The 19,914-nt window shown below is 60.1% G+C and carries 13 protein-coding genes; 2 read left to right on the forward strand and 11 right to left on the reverse strand.

Annotated elements, in window-relative coordinates:
- Nucleotides 1-300: 300 nt before the first annotated feature.
- The 9 genes from FJU30_RS24045 to glyA form a co-directional block, all read right to left on the reverse strand.
- Nucleotides 301-3,666: a molybdopterin-dependent oxidoreductase gene (locus tag FJU30_RS24045; protein ID WP_263406750.1), complete on the reverse strand. Its 3,366-nt coding sequence runs from the start codon at nt 3,664-3,666 to the stop codon at nt 301-303.
- A 70-nt stretch (nt 3,667-3,736) separates the two neighbouring features.
- The gene (patD, locus tag FJU30_RS24050) at nt 3,737-5,161 is read right to left on the reverse strand and encodes an aminobutyraldehyde dehydrogenase (protein ID WP_150437492.1); all 1,425 of its coding nucleotides are present in this window, start codon (nt 5,159-5,161) and stop codon (nt 3,737-3,739) included.
- Between the two features lie 79 nt (nt 5,162-5,240).
- Nucleotides 5,241-6,047, reverse strand: coding sequence for an ABC transporter permease (locus FJU30_RS24055; RefSeq protein ID WP_150437493.1), 807 nt, complete (start codon nt 6,045-6,047; stop codon nt 5,241-5,243).
- Nucleotides 6,037-6,981 (reverse strand): ABC transporter permease, encoded by a 945-nt coding sequence (locus FJU30_RS24060; RefSeq protein WP_150437494.1) that lies wholly within the window; start codon nt 6,979-6,981, stop codon nt 6,037-6,039. The genes FJU30_RS24055 and FJU30_RS24060 overlap by 11 nt, the downstream gene beginning before the upstream one ends.
- A complete protein-coding gene (locus FJU30_RS24065; RefSeq protein ID WP_150437495.1) occupies nt 6,981-8,012 on the reverse strand; it encodes an ABC transporter ATP-binding protein in 1,032 nt (343 codons plus the stop codon). Before FJU30_RS24065 ends, FJU30_RS24060 begins: the two co-directional genes overlap by 1 nt.
- 463 nt (nt 8,013-8,475) lie before the next feature.
- Nucleotides 8,476-9,630: a putative ABC transporter substrate-binding protein YdcS gene (gene ydcS, locus FJU30_RS24070; RefSeq protein WP_150437496.1), complete on the reverse strand. Its 1,155-nt coding sequence runs from the start codon at nt 9,628-9,630 to the stop codon at nt 8,476-8,478.
- Between the two features lie 105 nt (nt 9,631-9,735).
- On the reverse strand, nt 9,736-11,199 hold the full coding sequence (locus FJU30_RS24075) for a gamma-aminobutyraldehyde dehydrogenase (RefSeq protein WP_150437497.1): 1,464 nt from the start codon (nt 11,197-11,199) through the stop codon (nt 9,736-9,738).
- 286 nt (nt 11,200-11,485) lie between these two features.
- Complete coding sequence (locus FJU30_RS24080) at nt 11,486-12,394, reverse strand: LysR substrate-binding domain-containing protein (protein ID WP_150437498.1); 909 nt, start codon at nt 12,392-12,394, stop codon at nt 11,486-11,488.
- Between the two features lie 267 nt (nt 12,395-12,661).
- On the reverse strand, nt 12,662-13,903 hold the full coding sequence (gene glyA, locus FJU30_RS24085) for a serine hydroxymethyltransferase (protein WP_150437499.1): 1,242 nt from the start codon (nt 13,901-13,903) through the stop codon (nt 12,662-12,664).
- A 329-nt stretch (nt 13,904-14,232) separates the two neighbouring features.
- On the opposite strand from glyA, the gene FJU30_RS24090 reads away from it, so the two are divergent.
- A complete protein-coding gene (locus FJU30_RS24090) occupies nt 14,233-15,645 on the forward strand; it encodes an aminotransferase-like domain-containing protein (RefSeq protein ID WP_150437500.1) in 1,413 nt (470 codons plus the stop codon).
- Between the two features lie 24 nt (nt 15,646-15,669).
- Here FJU30_RS24090 and FJU30_RS24095 read toward each other — a convergent pair whose 3' ends face one another.
- Nucleotides 15,670-17,364, reverse strand: coding sequence for a glycoside hydrolase family 13 protein (locus FJU30_RS24095; RefSeq protein ID WP_223881692.1), 1,695 nt, complete (start codon nt 17,362-17,364; stop codon nt 15,670-15,672).
- A gap of 329 nt (nt 17,365-17,693) precedes the next feature.
- On the opposite strand from FJU30_RS24095, the gene FJU30_RS24100 reads away from it, so the two are divergent.
- Nucleotides 17,694-18,257 carry a GNAT family N-acetyltransferase gene (locus FJU30_RS24100; RefSeq protein ID WP_150437502.1) on the forward strand — a complete coding sequence of 188 codons (564 nt, stop codon included), beginning with the start codon at nt 17,694-17,696 and terminating at the stop codon, nt 18,255-18,257.
- Nucleotides 18,258-18,290: 33 nt separating this feature from the next.
- Here FJU30_RS24100 and FJU30_RS24105 read toward each other — a convergent pair whose 3' ends face one another.
- Nucleotides 18,291-19,493, reverse strand: a complete 1,203-nt coding sequence (locus tag FJU30_RS24105; protein WP_150437503.1) for a sugar transporter — start codon at nt 19,491-19,493, stop codon at nt 18,291-18,293.
- Nucleotides 19,494-19,914 lie beyond the last annotated feature (421 nt).

Raw genomic sequence — 19,914 nt, forward strand, 5'->3', positions numbered from 1 at the left:
GGCTATATGCGCAGCCAGATAACGACGAACAGGCTCAGGCAGAGTATGGGCTTTGGGCTTTTAGCCATGAACCCTGAGCCCTGAGCCCTGAGCCCTGAGCCCTGAGCCCTGAGCCCTGAGCCCTGAGCCCTGAGCCCTGAGCCCTGAGCCCTGAGCCCTGAGCCCTGAGCCCTGAGCCCTGAGCCCTGAGCAGGATGAGAAAACGCCGGCGGCGATAGCGTTGATATTAATATTGCGTTTATTTTTTCTGTGGCCGCACCAGCCCCCGATAACTTATTTTCCGCTTGCTTTTTAAATGCTTCAGGCGTCCAAAGTGATGTCGGAACCAGGGATCGCCTGGCACGTCAGGCAAACATTGTCTTCGTCCGGGTTCCCCTGGAGATGCAGTACGCGCCCGTCTAAAACGTTCACTGCGCAGCTCTCGCACTGCCCCACCCGGCACCCGCTGGCCAGGGTGATGCCATTTGCCGTCGCAAAGTCGAGTAAAACCCCGCACTGACTTGTCCAGCGAATCGTTTTATTCGACCGGGCAAAGTTAACGTCGAATTCTCCTGCGGCGACGGCGCTGATATTGACTGAAGATTTAAAGGCTTCTTTGAATATATCGGCTTTCGGAACGCCGCTGGCGATCAGCTGGCTGGTCATCGCCGACATCATCGATTCAGCGCCGCACATGTAGTGCAACGGCCGACCGGTGGTGAACGCTTCGGGGATCATGCTGCAGTCGACGTATCCCTGGTAGTTAAAATCAACGCCAGGCTGATCCGAGGGAAGAGGACGGCTATAGACGTCGATGATCTCTAATCCCGGCAACTGCGCTTTGAGCTGTTTCAGCCGTAACCGAAAGACGTGCGCCGCTGAGTTTCTGTTGCCGTAGATCAGCAACATTCTGGTTTTGGATTGGGCGAGAGCGGCCGTTTCCAGCACCGTCATAAACGGCGTGATGCCGATGCCGCCGGCATGAAAGACCAGCGGTCTCCCTGCCTGACAGGGAATCGTGAAGTTTCCGCCGGGCGCCTGGACCCCGACCCGATCGCCAGGCGCCAAATGCCGATTGATGTGGTGGGACACGCTTGGCTGCAATGGCTCATCGACATCGTCGGCTTGTGAGTTGCGAACACAGATTGCATATTGCTCGACAGGCCGCTCGCTGGCGATCCCCACCAGGGAATAAGCGCGGCTAACGACCATTCCGCTGCGCAGCGTTACCCGAATAGTAATGTGCTGACCAGCATCGAAGCCAGGCAACAACGAGTTATCGAGCGGGCGCAGGTGCACCCGATGAACGCCGTTCGCTTCGGCGACCATTTCACTGACGTAGAAGTCCCTGAAATCAGGCCAGCGGCCCGGCGCCAGCAACGTTTGATCTTCCCGCCGCAGTGAACAAGTAAACGCTCTAAGCGGAACCGATCCACTGACCGGATCTTTCTCGTCGGCGTCAATCAAACCGTTGTAGTTGCTGTTTTGCGGGCCTGATACCGGCATGCCTGAAGCGCCGAGCGGGATGCATGGCTGCCACCACCCATGCTGGCCGAATACGACCCTGGGATGCAGATTTGGATTCACTCTGGCCTGGAACCTCGCTTGTCCTGTGCGAGTGGTGACGATGACCCAATCAAGATCGGCAATATGGAGTTCGGCCGCCAATTGTTGCGACAGCTCCAGGGTGGGATTGCGCGACTTTTTCCGTAATCCAGCGAGCTGGCGATGCTGGCTATGACAGAAGTAACCGCTCTTGGCCGAGGAGAGTACGTAGGGATACGCCTCGTTCGGCTGGATGATATCGCCCGCCTCAAAGCCAGGCAGCGCAGCGTAGCCCCTGACGTGCAGGGATTCGGAGTAAATTTCGATCAATCCCGAAGCCGTGTTGAATCCGGTCAGACGATACTTTTCGGTTGCGTGTTCAATGGGGATTCTTACCCCGGCAGGCTGTTGGCGCAATTGCCCGGTAGTGAGGCCAAGCGGCGCCAGCATCGCGTTCCAGGCGGCTTCCTTGTCGCCACCGAAGAACTCTTCGCGCATGCCCATTCTTCCGGCCAGCGCAAATACGATATCGGTATCCGACCGTGTATCGTGCCGGGGCGATACCATCTGCTGGCGAAGTTGCACCCACTCCTGCGCCCTGGTCGTGATGGCAAACCCAATGCGCAATGCCTCGCGCTCCCACGGCGTATTCACCGGCAAGACGATATCGGCGTACTCTGCCGTCGGGTTGATAAACAGATCGCAGTGAACATGAAATTCGAGTGCTTCGAACGACCGCTCCGCCATTTGTCGATCGGACTGAGCCAGCAACAGATTGCCGCCGAATGAGACCAGCGCGCGAATCTGATAAGGATCGGCGTTCAATATCGCCTCATAGAGCTCGCGCGAAGTCACCCAGCCATTGGCGGAAGGGCCGATGGGGCGATCGCGGTAGCCAAGCGCTTTTTCCAGCTGCTCTGGCGCGAGGAGGGAGAGGTCGTTGACCGTGACGGATTTCAGCGAGCCGAAAATCCTGTTGCCGCCCTGCGCGTCGAAACATCCCGTCAGCGCATAGAAGCAGGAGATGGCACGTTGGCTCTGGGTCGCATTGTTGTGTTGTTCCACGCCGGTCCAGCTGTGCAGGCTGATCCGCTGCGATGAGGCGATCAGCGTCGCGGCCTGCTCAATTTTATCGGCGTCGATCCAGGTTGCCTGCGCGGTTTTCTCCATATCGAATGGCAGACATGCGCGACGATAGAGGGTGAACGCAGAGGCGCATTTCACCTGCTCTCCCGATACCAGCGTGATGCTCTGCTCAACATTGAGCTGAGCGGCGTCGGGTATGCAGCCGCCAGCAAGCGCGGCCAAATGCGGCTGAAGGTCCTGGGTGGTCCGATCGAAATAGACGTACGCGTTGTCAAGCGTCAGCCCCACCTCCGCGCCACGAAGCATGCGGCCGGTATCCGTCCGTACCAGCAGGGCGCCGTTCGTCCACTGATGAACGAACGACCGATCGTACGCGCCGCTTTCAAGAAAAGCGTTCGCCAGCCCCATGGCCAATGCCGCGTCGGTTCCGGGGCGTATGCGGAGCCATACATCCGCCTCGCGAGCCAGCGCGGTATCCCTCGGGTCGACAACGATCAGTTTTGCTCCCGCTTTACGCGCTTCACCGATCGAATGCGCCTGAGCGAGCCAGGTGTTGGTCGGGTTGTGACCCCAGAGCACGATCAGATCGGAATTGAGATAGTCAGGCGCCGGCATTCCGCAGCCATAGGTAAAACTGTGGGCGATTTCTTTGTGCCAGTTGCAGATTTCGGCGGCGTAACAAATATTGGGGCTGCCGAAGGTGTAGATGAAGCGCTCAATCCATTCGCTGCTGTCGGCTATCGGCGTTCCATTGGGCGTGGTAATGCCGAACGCCACCGCATGAGCGCCCGACTGCGCCTTGATAGCAAGCAGGCGCCCGGCGATTTCATCGAGCGCCTCGTCCCAGGATATGGCCGCCCAACCCGGATCCTTGCTGCCCTTCGGGTTGGTGCGCCGCATCGGGTGCGTCAGGCGCTCCGGGTTGTCGATCAGCTCGGATGCAGACTTGCCTTTCAGGCACATCGCGCCGCCGGTGGGGTGATCGGCATCATTACGAATCGAGACGATCCGGTCATTTTCGATGCTGTAGATGGCCCCGCAGGTTGACGTACACAATGTGCAGTATCCTGGCCGGTTTACCGTACTCATATTCACCCCCGCGACATCAAAACCCAGAGCGCCAGTATCAGTGCTTGATCATCACGTGCCGCACCACGGTGTAATCTTCCAGTCCGTACATCGACATATCCTTGCCGTAGCCGGACAGCTTCTGCCCGCCGTGCGGCATTTCGCTGACCAGCATAAAGTGCGTGTTCACCCAGGTGCAGCCGTACTGCAGGCGGGCGCTCAGGCGGTGCGCGCGGCCGAGATCGCGGGTCCAGACCGATGAGGCAAGTCCGTAGCTGGAGTCGTTGGCCCATCCCATCACCTGCGCTTCATCCTCGAACTCGGTCACGCTGACCACCGGTCCGAACACCTCGCTCTGCACGATCTCATCCTGCTGGCGCGCGCCGGCCAGCACGGTCGGCTGGAAATAGTAGCCCGCCCCCGGTCCTTTCGCGCCGCCGGTGACCACCTGAATATGGCCGGTGGCGCGCGCGCGATCGACAAAACCCTGTACGCGTTCAAGATGCTGCTGGCTGATCAACGGCCCCAGCTCGGTCGTTTCGTCGTCCGGCGCGCCCATCTTCAGCGAGGCGACCGCTTCGCCCAGCGCGGCGACCAGCTGCGGATAGATGCCCTTTTGGGCATAGACGCGGCAGGCGGCGGTGCAGTCCTGGCCGGCGTTGTAGAAACCGAAATTGCGGATGGCGTCGACGGCCTGATCGATATCCGCGTCGTCGAACACGATCACCGGCGCCTTGCCGCCCAGTTCCATATGGGTACGCTTGATGCCGGGCGAGGTGTGGCGAATGATGTGCTCGCCGGTGCGGATCGAACCGGTCAGCGAAACCATGCGTACTTTATCGTGACCGGTCAGCGCGTCGCCGACCGACGCCCCGTCGCCGAACACCACGTTCAGGACGCCCGGCGGCAGAATATCCGCCGCCAGCTGCGCCAGCTTCAGCGTGCTCAGCGGCGTCAGTTCGGACGGTTTAATCACCGCGCAGTTGCCGGCCGCCAGCGCGGGACCGAGCTTCCAGGCCGCCATCATCAGCGGATAGTTCCACGGCGCGATCGACGCCACCACGCCGAGCGGATCGCGGCGGATCATCGAGGTATGGCCGGTGAGATATTCACCGCTCGCCATACCGTTCAGACAGCGACAGGCGCCGGCGAAAAAACGGAACACGTCGGCGACCGCCGGGATCTCGTCATTCAGCACGCAGTGCAGCGGTTTGCCGCAGTTAAGCGATTCCAGACGGGAAAACGCCTCGCCCTGCTGCTCAATGGCGTCCGCCAACTGCAGCAGACATTCTGCGCGCTCTTTCGGCGTGGTCTGCCCCCAGTCGGCGAACGCCGTATGCGCGCCGCTGACGGCCAGATCGACCTGCTGCGGCGTCGCCTGTGCGATGCGGGTGATGACCTCGCCGGTCGCCGGGTTGTAGATCGGCAGCGCGCTGCCCTCGCCTGCCACTAACTGGCCGTTGATCAACATGTGTGTTTGCATCGTAATTTCCTTCTTGCGTGATTATTGCGGACCGATGCGCGCACGCGATGGCCCGTGATTATTTCATTGAATCCGGGCATCATTTACCATCGCCTGCGACGTCCGTGCTGTCTTTGGTCAGATACCAGGCGCCGAGAATCGGCAGCATGGTCAACAGCATGACGCACAGCGCAACTACGTTGGTTATCGGCACATCGCGCGGCCTGCCCAGTTGATTCAGCAGCCAGATCGGCAACGTGCGCTCATGCCCGGCGGTAAAGGTGGTGACGATAATTTCATCGAATGAAAGAGCGAACGCCAGCATCCCCCCGGCCAGCAATGCGGTGGCCAGATTCGGCAAAATAATGTAGCGAAACGTCTGCCAGCCATCCGCGCCCAGGTCCATCGAGGCTTCGATCAGCGGGTACGAGATCCGCCGAAAGCGCGCGATCACATTGTTAAAGACAATCACCATACAAAAGGTGGCGTGGCCGATAACGATGGTCAGCATGCCCGGTTCGAGATCCACAGAACGGAAGGCGGACAGCAGCGACAGGCCGGTAATGATGCCCGGCAGCGCGATCGGCAACATAAACATCAGCATTATGCTGTTTTTGCCGGCAAAATCGCGCCGGTAGAGCGCGGCGGCCGCCAGGGTGCCGAGCACCAGCGCCAGCAGCGTGGCCATCGCGGCGATTTTCAGCGACAGGCCGACGGACTGCAGAATATCCTGCCGCTCGGCGGCCAGCCGGAACCAGCGCAGCGTGAAGCCCTGCGGCGGAAAGCTGAAGGCGGCGTCCTCGGTATTAAAGGCGTAGACGGCGATGATAATCAGCGGGAAGTGCAGAAACAGCACCCCGGCCCATGCCGACAATTTCAACAACAGCGGCGCGCGTTTAGAGTGCATCGAAAGCCCCCAGTCGTTTAACCAGCGCCAGATAAAGCGCAATCAGAACAATCGGCACCAGCGTGAACGCGGCCGCCATCGGCATATTGCCGATCGCCCCCTGCTGGGAATAAACCATATTGCCGATAAAGAAGCCCGGCGGCCCCACCAGCTGCGGCACGATAAAGTCGCCGAGCGTCAGCGAGAAGGTAAAGATCGAACCAGCGGCGATGCCCGGTATCGCCAGCGGCAGCACCACGTAGCGGAAGGTTTGCTGCGGCAGCGCGCCCAGATCTTCCGAGGCCTGCAGCAGCGAGTTGGGCAGGCGCTCCAGCGCGGCCTGAATCGGCAGGATCATAAACGGCAGCCAGATATAGACGAACACCAGAAAACGCCCCAGCCCGGAGGTGGACAGCGTATTGCCGCCGATGCCGGGCAGCAGCAGAATGTTGCTCAGCACCCACTCAAGACCGAGATGCTGCAGGAACCACTGAATCACGCCGTCGCGCGACAGCAACAGCGTCCAGGCGTAGGCCTTGACGATATAGCTGGCCCACATCGGCATCATAATGGCGATATAGAAAAACGCCTTCTGCCGGCCGCGGGTATAGCGCGCCATGTACCAGGCGATGGGAAAGGCCAGCACGGCGCTAAACAGCGATACCAGCAGCGCCATCGTCAGCGTGCGGATAATAATGTCGTAATTGACCGGGCTGAACAGCGCCTGAATATTCGCCAGCGTCAGCGTCGGCGACACCGTCATGGTAAAATCGTCGAAGGTATAAAACCCCTGCCACAGCAGCGCCAGCAGCGAACCGAGATAAATAGCGCCAAACCACAGCAGCGGCGGGATCAGCAGCAGCGCCAGATAAAAGCCGGGGCGACGATAGAAAAAGTGGGCCAGCCTGTGCAGCCGGCCGGTACGGCGCGTTGACGCCATCAGGCCCTCATCCATCAGCGCGCCTCCTGCAACGTCACCATCGCGCTGCGATCCCAGCAGGCGGTCACCAACTGGCCGATACACAACAGAGGACGCTGCGCCCCGCTCTGGCCGTTCGATTCGCTCACCAGCAGGCGCTCGCCCTGCGGCAGCATTAATTCATAACGCGTGGCGGCGCCCTGATAGTGAATATCCTTTAGCTGAGCCGACACGCTGATGTCGCCGCTCCTGGCGCCGACGGCGGATTCCGTCAGCCAGATATGCTCGGGCCGAATGGCATAGCTGGCCGCTTCGCCGGTCAGGCGCTGCGCCAGTTCGGCCGGCAATACATTCGAGGTGCCGACGAACTCCGCCACAAACGGCGTTTTCGGCTGCATATAAAGTTCGCGCGGCGCATCCACCTGCTCGATGCGGCCATTATTGAATACCGCCACGCGATCGGACATCGACAGCGCTTCGCTCTGATCGTGGGTAACGAAAATAAACGTAATGCCCAGCTCGCGCTGCAGCTTTTTCAGTTCGCCCTGCATCTGCTCGCGCAGTTTAAGATCCAGCGCCCCCAGCGGCTCATCCAGCAACAGTACGCTGGGCTGGTTGACTAAAGCCCGCGCCAGCGCCACCCGCTGACGCTGACCGCCGGAAAGCTGGGCCGGTTTACGGCCGGCGACGAAACCCAGCGCCACGCGCTCCAGCGACTCTTGCGCGCGATCGCGCCGCTCCTTCTTACCAACGCCTTTCACCATCAGGCCATAGGCCACGTTATCCAGCACGCTCATGTGCGGGAACAGCGCGTAATCCTGAAACACCGTATTCACATCGCGCTGGTAGGGCGCCAGCCCCGCGGCCTCCTGGCCATGAATACGGATCGAGCCCGAGGTCAACTGTTCAAAACCGGCGATCAGACGCAGACAGGTGGTTTTACCCGATCCGGAAGGGCCGAGCATGGAAAAGAATTCGCCATCTTTTATTTCAATGGACACATGATCCACGGCATGCACGTCGCCAAAGGTACGACACACATCAATAAATTCCACGGCATTGGACATAACACACTCCTGACAAATAGCCGCGCAAGCGCGGTTATTTGTAATACATCGTTCAATAAAAAAACGTCGGACGACGATATCGCCGACGGCAAATAAATAACCGCCGCCGGCGCGCGATATAACCCTGCATTCCACAGAGCTTTCCCGTCGTCTTTATACCCTTCATATCTCAAGCTGCAGGTGCGTTTTTTATTACTCGCCCCATCCATGATGGCTCGCCCTTACCGGGCCGCCGCCAGCGGCGTTTCAATCTGCGCCCGGCAGATTTTCGCTCCCCCGGCCATTTACCGGTGTAAGCGCCAGGGGATAAATAAGAGACATCCTGTCTCTCACCGCAGGTCAGCCGTTGACTGAACAAATTCGTTCCCGACGAATTTGTCGCTGCGTCACCGCATTTCTGCAATTTGCGTTATCTTGGCTATATTTTCTTTTCTGCAACCCGAATTATTCGGGCAATATCGTTTTAGCGTCCGCCCATAATCGCAATATAATCCTGCGTCCAGCGGCTATAAGGCACATATTTACCGCCTTCGGCCTGCGGCGTTTTCCAGAAAGCGATCTTGTCGAAATAGCTGGCGCCGTTATTTTCGCAGCCGCCGGCCCCCAGCAGCGTGCTGGCCTGACAGCCGGCCGGCGCGGCGGGCACCGAGCCGAACCAGGCCGCGATATCGCCCTGCACCTTCGGCTCCAGCGACCAGTTCATCCATTTATAGGCGCAGACCGGGTGCTTCGCGTCCGCGGCCAGCATGGTGGTATCCGCCCAGCCGGTCACGCCCTCTTTCGGGATCGTGGTACCGATAGGCTGCCCCTCGCCTTTCAGCGCGTTGGCCTGATAGGGCCAGGAACTGGACGCCGCCACGCCTTCATTTTTAAAGTCGCTCATCTGCACCGAGGTATCGTGCCAGTAGCGGTGGATCAGCGCATGCTGGCTGCGCAACAGGGTCAGCACCGCCTGATACTGCTCTTCGTTCAGTTGATAGGGGTCGGTAATCCCCAACCCGGGCTGCGTGCTCTTCAGGTAGAGCGCCGCGTCGGCGATATAAATCGGCCCGTCGTAGGCCTGTACGCGCCCCTTATTGGATTTGCCGTCGGGCAGCGTCTGCTCGCTAAACACCACCGACCAGCTTTCCGGCGCCACGGGGAAAATTTTGCTGTTGAACATCAGCAGATTCGCGCCCCACTGATAAGGCGTGCCGTAAACCTTACCGTTGACCGTGTACCAGGGCGCGTTGATCAGACGCTGATCGACGTTCTTCCAGTTGGCGATGGCGCCGGTATCGATAGGCTGCACGCGCTTGCCGGCGATCAGACGCAGCGAGGCGTCGCCGGAGGCGGTCACCAGATCGTAGCCGCCTTTGGCCATCAGACTGACCATCTCATCGGAGGTGGCGGCGGTTTTCACATTAACCTGGCAGCTGGTTTCCTGTTCGAATTGCGTTACCCAGTCATAATTTTTATCGCTCTGGCCGCGTTCGATATAGCCGGGCCAGGCAACGATATCCAGGCGGCCTTCGCCCTTGCCGGTTAAATCCGGCGCGGCGGCGTTTGAACTATGAATGCCGCATAGAATACTCAGACAAATTGCAGAAAAAGAGGCAACTGCGGTAGATTTCCCCATGAGAATACTCCTGTCGTGAATATTGTCGTGATGGCAGGAACGGTGCCATCGTTTATTATCAGCGGATGTGCTTTATACCCAATCAATTTCAGCAGACAGCCATCATTAAAATTGTTGTTTAAACCTGGCCATGATATGTCGCACTACGCTGTAATTCTGTAATGAATAACTGGATAAATCGCTGCCGTAGCCCGATCGTTTTAATCCGCCATGCGGCATTTCACTAATTAACGAAAAATGCGTATTAATCCAGGTGGTGCCATACTGCAGGCAGGCTGCGACCTGCATGGCGATATCGATATTTTGCGTCCAGATCGAGGAGGCCAGTCCGTATTCAGAATCATTCGCCCACTCCACCACCTGGTCGAGCGTATCGAAGCGGGTCATGCTGACCACCGGCCCGAATACTTCGCGCTGCACGATCTCATCGCTCTGCAGGCAGCCGGCCAGCAGCGTGGGCTGGTAGTAAAAGCCGGAGCCGGAGTGAGCGGCGGCGCCGGTGATCAGTTCGATATGCGGCTGACTCAGCGCGCGTTCGACAAAGCTGGAAACCCGATCGCGCTGGCGCGCGCTGATCAGCGGCCCCAGATCGTTCTCCTCGTCCTGCTTACGGGCAAAACGCAGATTGGCCACCGCGCTGCCCAGCGCGTCCACCAGACGCGGATAGATGGCGGCCTGAGCATAGACCCGGCAGGCCGAGGTACAGTCCTGGCCGGCGTTGTAATAACCCCAGGTGCTGATGGCCTGTACCGCGGCGTCCAAATCCGCATCGTCGCACACAATCACCGGCGCCTTGCCGCCCAGTTCCAGATGGGTGCGTTTAACGTTGCGCGACGCGGCCTGCAGAATGCGCTGCCCGGTGACGATATCGCCGGTCACCGACACCAGACGCACCAGCGGGTGGCCGACCAGCGCGCTGCCGACGCCCTCCCCGCTGCCGGTAATGATATTCAGCACGCCCGGCGGCAGGATCTCATTCAGCGCCGGCGCCAGCGCCAGAATAGTAAGCGGCGTATGTTCGGACGGCTTAAACACCACGCAGTTGCCGGCGGCCAGCGCCGGCGCGATTTTCCACGCCGCCATCATCAGCGGATAGTTCCACGGCGCGATCGACGCCACCACGCCGAGCGGATCGCGGCGAATCATCGAGGTATGCCCCTCCTGATATTCGCCGGCCAACTGCCCCTGCTGGCAGCGCACCGCGCCGGCGAAGAAGCGAAATACATCCACCGCGGCGGGCACATCATCATTCAGCGCCTGATGCAGCGGCTTGCCGCAGTTGAGCGCCTCCAGCGCCGCCAGCGATTTAGCCTGCTGCTCGATAACGTCGGCGATGCGCAGCAGCAGCGCCGAACGGTACGCCGGCGTGGTGCGCGCCCAGCGGCGGAACGTTTGCTGACCGGCCTCGACCGCCAGGGCGACCTGCGCGCTGGAGGTCTCCGCGATTTCCGTGACGATTTCGCCGCTGGCCGGATTAAAAATTTGCTGTACCGGCCCTTCTCCCCTGACCAGTTGCCCATTGATCAGATGGCGGCTGGAAAAGCTGGCGACAAAATCCACGTCCGACATTGGGTATTTCCTTCTGGATTAGGCGATACGCACTCGAAATACTTCGGGTTTCGGGACAAAACATTAACGTTTTCAACAACGCAGAGCGTTGGCCCTTTATGCGCGAAACCATGCCCTGGCCGGGAAACAAAGCCAGCGCCCCGGCAGCCTGAAATACGACGAGTACAAGAAGCATTATTAGCAACGTGATAACTTGTTAATCACACAATAAGTAAGCTAACGGAAGGTAACAAATGTTAATTACTGAATGGAGCATTCGATTTTATCGAATGCTCTCTATTTTGTGCTAAAAGGATTTACGCGTCGCGTCGCCTTCGCGCGCGATACTGAGGAAGGGCGACACCAGCTGCGGTCGGGTGCTGCCGCGCCGCCAGGCCAGGCCGATTTCAAGCGGCTCGATCGGATCGGTCAGCTTACTGGCTTCGATCATATTGCCTTCCAGCGACCAGGCGCGATAAGCCATATCCGGCTGGATGGAAACCCCCATGCCGGCGGCCACCAGACTGCGAACCGCCTCTGTCGAGGTGGTTTTGAGCGCGATCTCCGGTTTCAGGCCGGCCTTCGCCCACAGATACTGGGCGTGAATTTCCATTTCGTCCACATTGAGCTGGATCAGCGGCTCATTGACCACATCGGCCAGGCTGATGCTGTCCCGTTCCAGCAACGGATGCAGCGGCGGCAACCACAGACGATAGGGAGAGTGAGACAGCACTTCCGTTTGCAGCGCGTCGCGATCTTCCAGATTAGAGAGAATCAGTACCCCGATATCGATTTCTCCGCTCACCAGCAGATGCTCAATATAGCGACGCTCATCCTCCACAACCTGTACGGTGACATTGGGGTAAGACGCTTTGAAACGTTTTAACAGATCGACCAAAAAGTAGCCCGCCACCAGACTGGTCACGCCGATGGTCAGCGCGCCGGTAATGCTTTCGCTGCCGACCTGCAGGCTGCGCGTGGCGTTTTCCACCGTGGCCAGGATCAGGTAAGACTGGCGTAAAAACTGATGCCCCTGATGAGTCAGCGTCATCCCTTTGGCGTGCCGTTCAAACAGGCGCACGCCGGTTTCGGTTTCCAATTGCTGGATCGCCAGCGTCAGCGACGATTGCGAGACAAACGCCGTCTGCGCCGCGGCGGAAATCGACCCCGTCTCGGCAACGGCAATAAAATGGCGAATCTGGCGTAATGTCAGCATGAGTCCTATCCCTTTATCAGATGCCGGGACGCGGAGACGACGGCGCGCATGGCCTCGCCCGGAATACACACATAACATCGATTTAATCGAAAGAGCCGGCCGATCTCAACATTTAATCTAATTCCCGGACAAACCGACGATGGACAGGAAAACCGCGACTGCCGGCGGAAAGGCGCCGTCGCGGCCGGACGCGCATAACACAGGTTCGCCCGGCAGAGGCGGTAAGCCGGGCGCAACGTCGTCCGCCTGGCGTGGTGAGGGAGGGCGTCAGCGCACCGCGCGATAGACCGGGAAACGCGCGCACAGCGTCAACGCCGCGTCGCGCACCCGCGCCAGCACCGCTTCATCCTGCGGCGCATCCAACAGATCGGCGATCAGCCCGGCCAGCATGCGCGCTTCCGCGACGGCGAAACCGCGCGTAGTGATAGCCGGCGTACCGATGCGGATCCCGCCGGTGACGTTCGCCTTCTGTACGTCGCCCGGCACCGCATTTTTGTTCAGCGTAATGTGGGCGCTTTCCAGCAACGCTTCGGCGTCTTTGCCGCTGATGCCTCTGGCGCTCAGATCGACCAGAAACATGTGGCAGTCGGTGCCGCCGGAAACGATGCGCAGCCCGCGCTGGCTCAGGGTCGCGGCCATCTCCCGCGCGTTGGCCACCACCTGGCGCTGATAACGCCGGAAACTGTCGTCCGCCGCCTCGCGAAACGCTACCGCTTTGGCGGCGATAACGTGCATCAGCGGCCCGCCCTGGTAACCGGGAAACAGCGTTTTATCCAGCGCCGCGCCAAATTGCGCTTTTGCCAGTATCAAGCCGCCGCGCGGGCCGCGCAGAGTTTTATGGGTAGTCGTGGTCACAAAATCCGCGATGCCGACCGGCGAAGGGTAGACGCCCGCCGCCACCAGCCCGGCATAGTGCGCCATATCAACCATCAGATACGCATTCACCTCGTCGCAGATACGGCGAAAACGAGCGAAATCGAAGGTGCGCGACCAGGCGGAGGCGCCGGCGATAATCAGTTTCGGCCGGTGTTCGCGCGCCAGTCGTTCCACCTGTTGATAGTCGATATCTTCACTGACCGCATCCAGCCCGTAAGCAATGGTCCGGTACATCTTGCCGGAGAAATTGACGCTGGCGCCGTGGGTCAGATGACCGCCGTCCGCCAGCGCCATACCGAGAATGGTATCGCCGGGCTGCAGCACGGTCAGAAATACCGCCTGGTTGGCCTGCGAACCCGAATGGGGCTGCACATTGGCATAATCGGCGCCGAACAGCGCGCAGGCGCGTTCAATCGCCAGCGCCTCCACTTTGTCCACCACGTGGCAGCCGCCGTAGTAGCGCTTGCCCGGATAGCCCTCCGCGTATTTATTGGTCAGCACCGACCCCTGCGCTTCCAGCACCGCCGGACTGACATAATTCTCGGAAGCGATCAATTCAATATTATTTTCCTGTCGCTGCAGCTCGCAAGACACCAGAGAGGCGATGTCAGGATCGATAGTCGAAAGCGTCATATGATTTATTCCCGTTAAATTCGTAATATCGCCGCACCATCAGCCCGGCGCGTCGTTAAGACGGCAACGACTTTGCGCCCCGGGTGCGGCGGGTGTATTTTATTAATCAATTGATATTTAAATTGATTGCACGCTTATACCCGGAATAATTCGGGCTGCGGAAAAGCGACGGGCGAGGCGTAAATTCGTCGGAAACGGATTTGAACGCAGCCGACGCCCCCGCAGCCCGAAGTATGGCGGGTATACTTCAGTGACCGGCACAACCGGGAATGTAACGATAAAACCGACCGGACGATAGGCACAGTTCGGTACGATATAAGGCAGAACAGATGGCAGAACAGACGAGCCGTTACCGCCGGATAGCGGAACAGCTGAAACAGTCAATCCTTGAAGGAACGCTGCCTGCCGGGAGCAAGCTCCCGTCGGTCAGGAAGCTGGCCACCCAGTACGGCTCCAGTATGACCACCACGCTCAAGGCGCTGCGCACCCTTGAGGACGAGCGCTATGCCCAGGCGCGCCCGAAGTCCGGCTTTTACGCCGCCCTGCCCGAACAGGCGCCGGCCGCGCCGCTGCAGCCGGTGACCATCGCACCGCTCGATCAGCAGACCGAACTGCACCTGGCGATGCTCGGCAGCGACTGCCGCGTGCGGCTCGACCTGGCGAACGGCGCCGGCAGCCTCTACCCCATTCGCAAAATCGGCCTGCTGATGCGCCAGCTCAGCTATCGCCAGCCGCAGCTGTTGGGCAACGCCATCAAAGGCGGAGGCTACCCGCCGCTGCAGGCCGAGATCGCGCGCCGCGCGGTGGACTATGGCTGCAGCCTCAAGGCCGAAGAAATTATCGTCACCAACGGCTGTATCGAAGCGCTGTCGCTGGCCCTGCGCGCCGTCACCCGGCCGGGCGATAGCGTGGCGGTGGACTCGCCCTGCTATTTTGTCCTGCTGCAGATGCTGAGCAACCTGGGGTTGAAAGTGGTGGAAGTCGGCCGCGATGAGCAGGGCTGCACCGACGCGCAACAGCTGGCGACGCTGTTCAGCCAGCGCGTGGTCACGGCCTGGGTGGCGCTGGCCAACGTCAATAACCCGGTCGGCACCACGATGACCGACGAGAACAAGGCCGCCCTCACCCGGCTGGCGGATCAATACGGCGTTACCATCATTGAGGACGATACCTTCGGCGATACCGCATTCGGCGCGGCGCGCCCCTTTCCCCTGCGCGCCTTCAGTTCGCAGGTGATCCTGTGCAGCGGCTTTTCGAAAACCATCGCGCCCGGTCTGCGCATCGGCTGGCTGAGCGGCGGCCAATGGAGCCGAAAAATCGCCGCGCTGAAATACACCTCCACCATGGGCACCAGCATTCTGCCGCAGGCCGCCGTGGCGGAACTGCTCAAAAACGGCGGTTACGACGCCCACCTGCGCCAGCTGCGTCGCGAGCTGGCGCGGCAGATCGTCCGGCTGCGCGCGGCCGTGCTGCGCCACTTTCCCGCCGGCACACGGGTTTCCGCGCCGCAAGGCGGCTACGTGCTGTGGGTGGAGATGCCGGCGAATTGCCTGCCGTCGCACGAGTTGTTCCGGCTGGCGCGCGAGCACGGCATCGGCATCGCCCCCGGCCATCTGTTTTCCACCGACCGACGTTTCGATCACTGCCTGCGACTGAACGCCGGCTTCGGCTGGAGCGAGGAAGTCGACCGCGCGCTGCGCTCGCTGGCGCAGTGGAGCCGCCTGCCGGCGGGCGAGGAGTAAAACCGCCGGCAGGCAGGGGACGGCTTAACTCAGCCGATAGATCGCGGCCTGCCAGGGCTGCAGGTCGAGACTGACGTCGCCGCACGCCGCTTCCGCCCCGGCATTGCAGCTCAGCAGGCATTCGCCGATCGACAGCCCCGCGGGCAAGCGGTAGCAAATCGACTGACGGGCAAAGTTAATCACCACCAGATAGCGTTCCTGATTCAGCGTGCGCGTATAGGCGAAGACCGACTCGTTGTTCGGTTCGAGATCCTGCCACGCGCCGTAGATCAGCGCCGGCACGCGGCGCCGCACCGCGATCAGCCGGCGGTAGTAGTGATAGACCGAATCCGGGTCGTCAAGCTGCGCTGCGGCGTTGATCTGCCGATAGTTCGGGTTGACCGCCAGCCAGGGCGTGCCGGTAGTAAAACCGCCGTGCGGCGCGTCGCGCCACTGGAACGGCGTGCGCGCGTTGTCCCGGCTGTTGCAGCGCATATGATCGAGAAATTCCTTCTCCGTCACCTCGCCGCCGGCGACCAGTTCCTGCCACAGCCCGCGCACCTCGATATCTTCATACTGTTCTTTGCTGACGAACGGGTAGTTGGTCATCCCCAGCTCATCGCCCTGATAGATAAAGGGCGTAGCGCGTTGAGTCAGCGACATGGTGGCCAGCGCTTTGGCCGAGGCGGCGCGCCACTGCGGGCTATCGTCGCCGAAATGAGAGACGGCGCGCGGATTATCATGGTTGGTTAAAAAGCTGGTGTTCCAGCCGTGCTCGCCGGCCACCTGATCGAGCCGACCGAAAACCGCGCGCAGCTGAGACAGCGTCCACGGCGTCTTACGCCAGCCGTCGCGATCCAGCCGCACCAGGTCGAAGTGGAAAATCATATTCAGTTCGTTGCGCCGGCTATCGGTAAACAGCGGCGCCTGTTCATAGCTCACGCCAAAAGCTTCGCCGACCGTCATGCTGTCGTAATGCGCCAGCACTTTACGGTTCATCTCCTGCAGGTAGTCGTGCAGCCGGGGGCCGCAGGCATAGCTTTTTTCCGGCTGACTGAGCTGTTCCGCGCTGAGATCCGGCAGCCCGTCCCGTTTGGAGATAAAGGGAATGACGTCCATGCGAAAACCGGAAACCCCTTTGTCCAGCCAGAAGCGCATCAGTTGATACACCTCTTCCCGCACCTGCTCATTATCCCAGTTAAGATCGGGTTGTTTAACGGCGAAATAATGCAGATAGTACTGGCCGGTATGTTCATCCTTGCGCCAGGCGGAGCCGCCGAAAAACGACGTGTAATTGTTGGGCGGGTTATCCCCCTTGCCGTCGCGCCAGATATAGTAGTCGCGCTTCGGATCATCGCGCGACGATCGACTGTCAACGAACCACTGATGTTCGTCGCTGGTGTGGTTAACCACCAGATCGATAATCAGACGCATACCGCGCTGCCGAATGCCGGCCAGCATCCGATCAAAATCGGCCATCGTGCCGAACTCCTTCATCACCTTGCGGTAATCGCGAATATCGTAGCCGTTATCGGCATTGGGCGAATCGAAGTGCGGGCTAAGCCAGATGACATTGACGCCGAGCTGCTGCAGGTAGTCGAGCTTCTCCGTAATACCGTTCAGATCGCCGATGCCGTCCCCATTGCTGTCGTTGAACGAACGCGGATAGATCTGGTAAACAACGGCCTCCTTCCACCATTGACGCGCAATAGTGTCTTGCCTGGCTGAAGTCGCAGTCATTGTCATATCTCCTTATTTACGCTGAGAAAAATAGTAAACGCCGCCGTCGGCGGTATTCGTGTCGATGCCGGATGGCGCGCCGGTCGCGGCCGGCTTTACCCTTTAGCCTCGTCACAAAGGTTAGTTAATTATTCCCCTCTGCCCGATGATTTTTTTGAATCGCCTCACAAAATTACCGGACGGTTCGTTTTTTTATCCTGCGCAGACATGCCCTGGCGCCGCGGATATCTCCGGCGACACGCCCGGACGGCCGATAAAGCATGATATTATTCGCTTAGAGATCAACGAAAAAGCCGGCATACGTCGCCGGCATGAAAGAGGAAGAGGAGATGATCGCCACACCCCGTTTAATCCTGCGCCCCTGGCAGGAGAGCGACCGCCGACCGTTTGCCGGCCTGTGCGCCGATCAGGACGTTATGGCTTATCTGATGCCGCTGACCACGCGCCAGCAGAGCGACGGCTGGATCGATCGACAAATCGCCCATTATCAGCGCCATGGTTTCTGCTTCTGGGCGGTTGAGCGGCGCGATACGCGCGCCTTTATCGGTACGGTAGGGCTGCTGCAGGTCGGTTACCCGGCCCATTTCACGCCGGCCGTCGAGGTGGGATGGCGGCTCGATCGCCGCGCCTGGGGGCAAGGTTATGCCGTGGAGGCGGCGCGCGCGGCGCTGGCTTCAGGCTTTCAACAGCCCGATCGGGCTGAAATTATCGCCAATACCGTGCCGCATAATGTGCGTTCCCGACGCGTGATGGAAAGCCTGGGCATGACCCACCGCGCTGAAGATGATTTCGATCATCCGCTGGTGCCGGAAGGGCATCCGCTGCGGCGTCAGGTTTTATACCGGATGAGCAGAGCGCGCTGGCTGGCGCTCGACGGCGGGGCGGCCGACTGACCGGCGGCGGACAAGCCGCCGGCCGGCAGGGCGTTAGTGCGTACGGTCGGAAGCCTCGTGAGGAACGATGTCCGGCGTGCGGCACAACCGCAGGTAGAAGAAGATCAGCGCGATGATGGCCAGCGGCGCGCCGACAAAGCCAATATTCGCCATCCCAAGATGCAGACTGACCAGGTTGCCGAGCAGCGCGCCGCCGCCGATACCAAAGTTATACAGCCCGGAATGAATCGACATGGCGATATCGGTGGCGTCCGGCGCCATGCTCAGCACCTTCGCCTGCATCGCCAGGCTGATGGCCATAATCGCCACGCCCCAGAACACGCACAGAATCAGCAGGCTGGACTTGTGGCCGGACAGCGGCAACAGCAACAGCAGGCTGATGATCAGCAGCGCCATCGCGCCCAGCATAAAGCCCTGCGGATAACGGTCGCTGTAACGGCTGAACAGCAGGCTGCCGAGAATCCCGGCCGCGCCGAACAGCAGCAGAATCAACGTAGTAAAGTTGGCCGGCAGCATAGCCACGTTCTGAATGAACGGCTCGATATAGCTGTAGGCGGTAAAGTGCGCGGTCACGACGATAATCGCCAGCATATACAGGCTGACCAGCGCCGGACGCTTAAACAGAAGCGGCACGCTGGCCAGCGAACCGGAGTGCTCGCTGGGCAACAGCGGCAGCAATTTCGCCAGCAGCACCAGCACCACCAGCGCGCACACGGCGATCGCCGCGAAGGTGATGCGCCAGCCGAGGAACTGGCCGATCACCCGGCCCAGCGGCAGCCCTAACACCATCGCCAGCGCGGTGCCGGTCGCCAGCATGCTCAGCGCCTGCGCCTTCTTGCCGGGCGGCGCCACGCGAATAGCCAGCGAGGCGGTGATCGACCAAAACACCGAATGCGCCAGCGCCACGCCGGCGCGCGAAATCACCAGCGTGGTGAAGTTCCACGCCACGGCCGACAGGATATGGCTAAAGATAAACAGCACCACAATGCCAATCAACAGCTTGCGCCGTTCAATACGGCTGGTCAGCAGCATACACACCAGCGAGGCGGAAGCGACGATCCACGCATAAATGGTGATAATCAGGCCGACCTGCTCGGTGCGCATGTCAAAACTGCCGGCGATATCACTCAGCAGGCCAACCGGAATAAATTCTGTGGTATTAAAAATAAAAGCGGCGATGGCAAGAATAATAACCCTTAGCCATGCCGCGGAGCGGGATGTATCAAGTTCGTTCATTTTGGAAGTGGTCCAGAACAGGCAGTAGCGACATTTTAGTCAAACCCCGGGGAAAATGCGATAAGCATCACACTACAGAATGCACTATTCTCGACGCATCCCGCCCCCCTTTCCAACATATTACTCTGGCGCGGCGGCCGTTGACAGTACGCGGTCTGTCCGCGTCGCTCAGGATAGCGCGCTCTAAGCGGCACGGGGGCGGTCAGACTCCGTCGCATCGCCCAGGGTACCCACGCCCAGCTCCGGCGACGGTCCGATGCGCTCATCGCCCTGCCCCGACCTTTTCCCCTCGCGGCCTCATGCCTCATGCCTCATGCCTCATGCCTCATGCCTCATGCCTCATGCCTCATGCCTCATGCCTCATGCCTCATGCCTCATGCCTCATGCCTCATGCCTCATGCCTCATGCCTCATGCCTCATG

It is taken from the genome of Affinibrenneria salicis, from assembly GCF_008710095.1.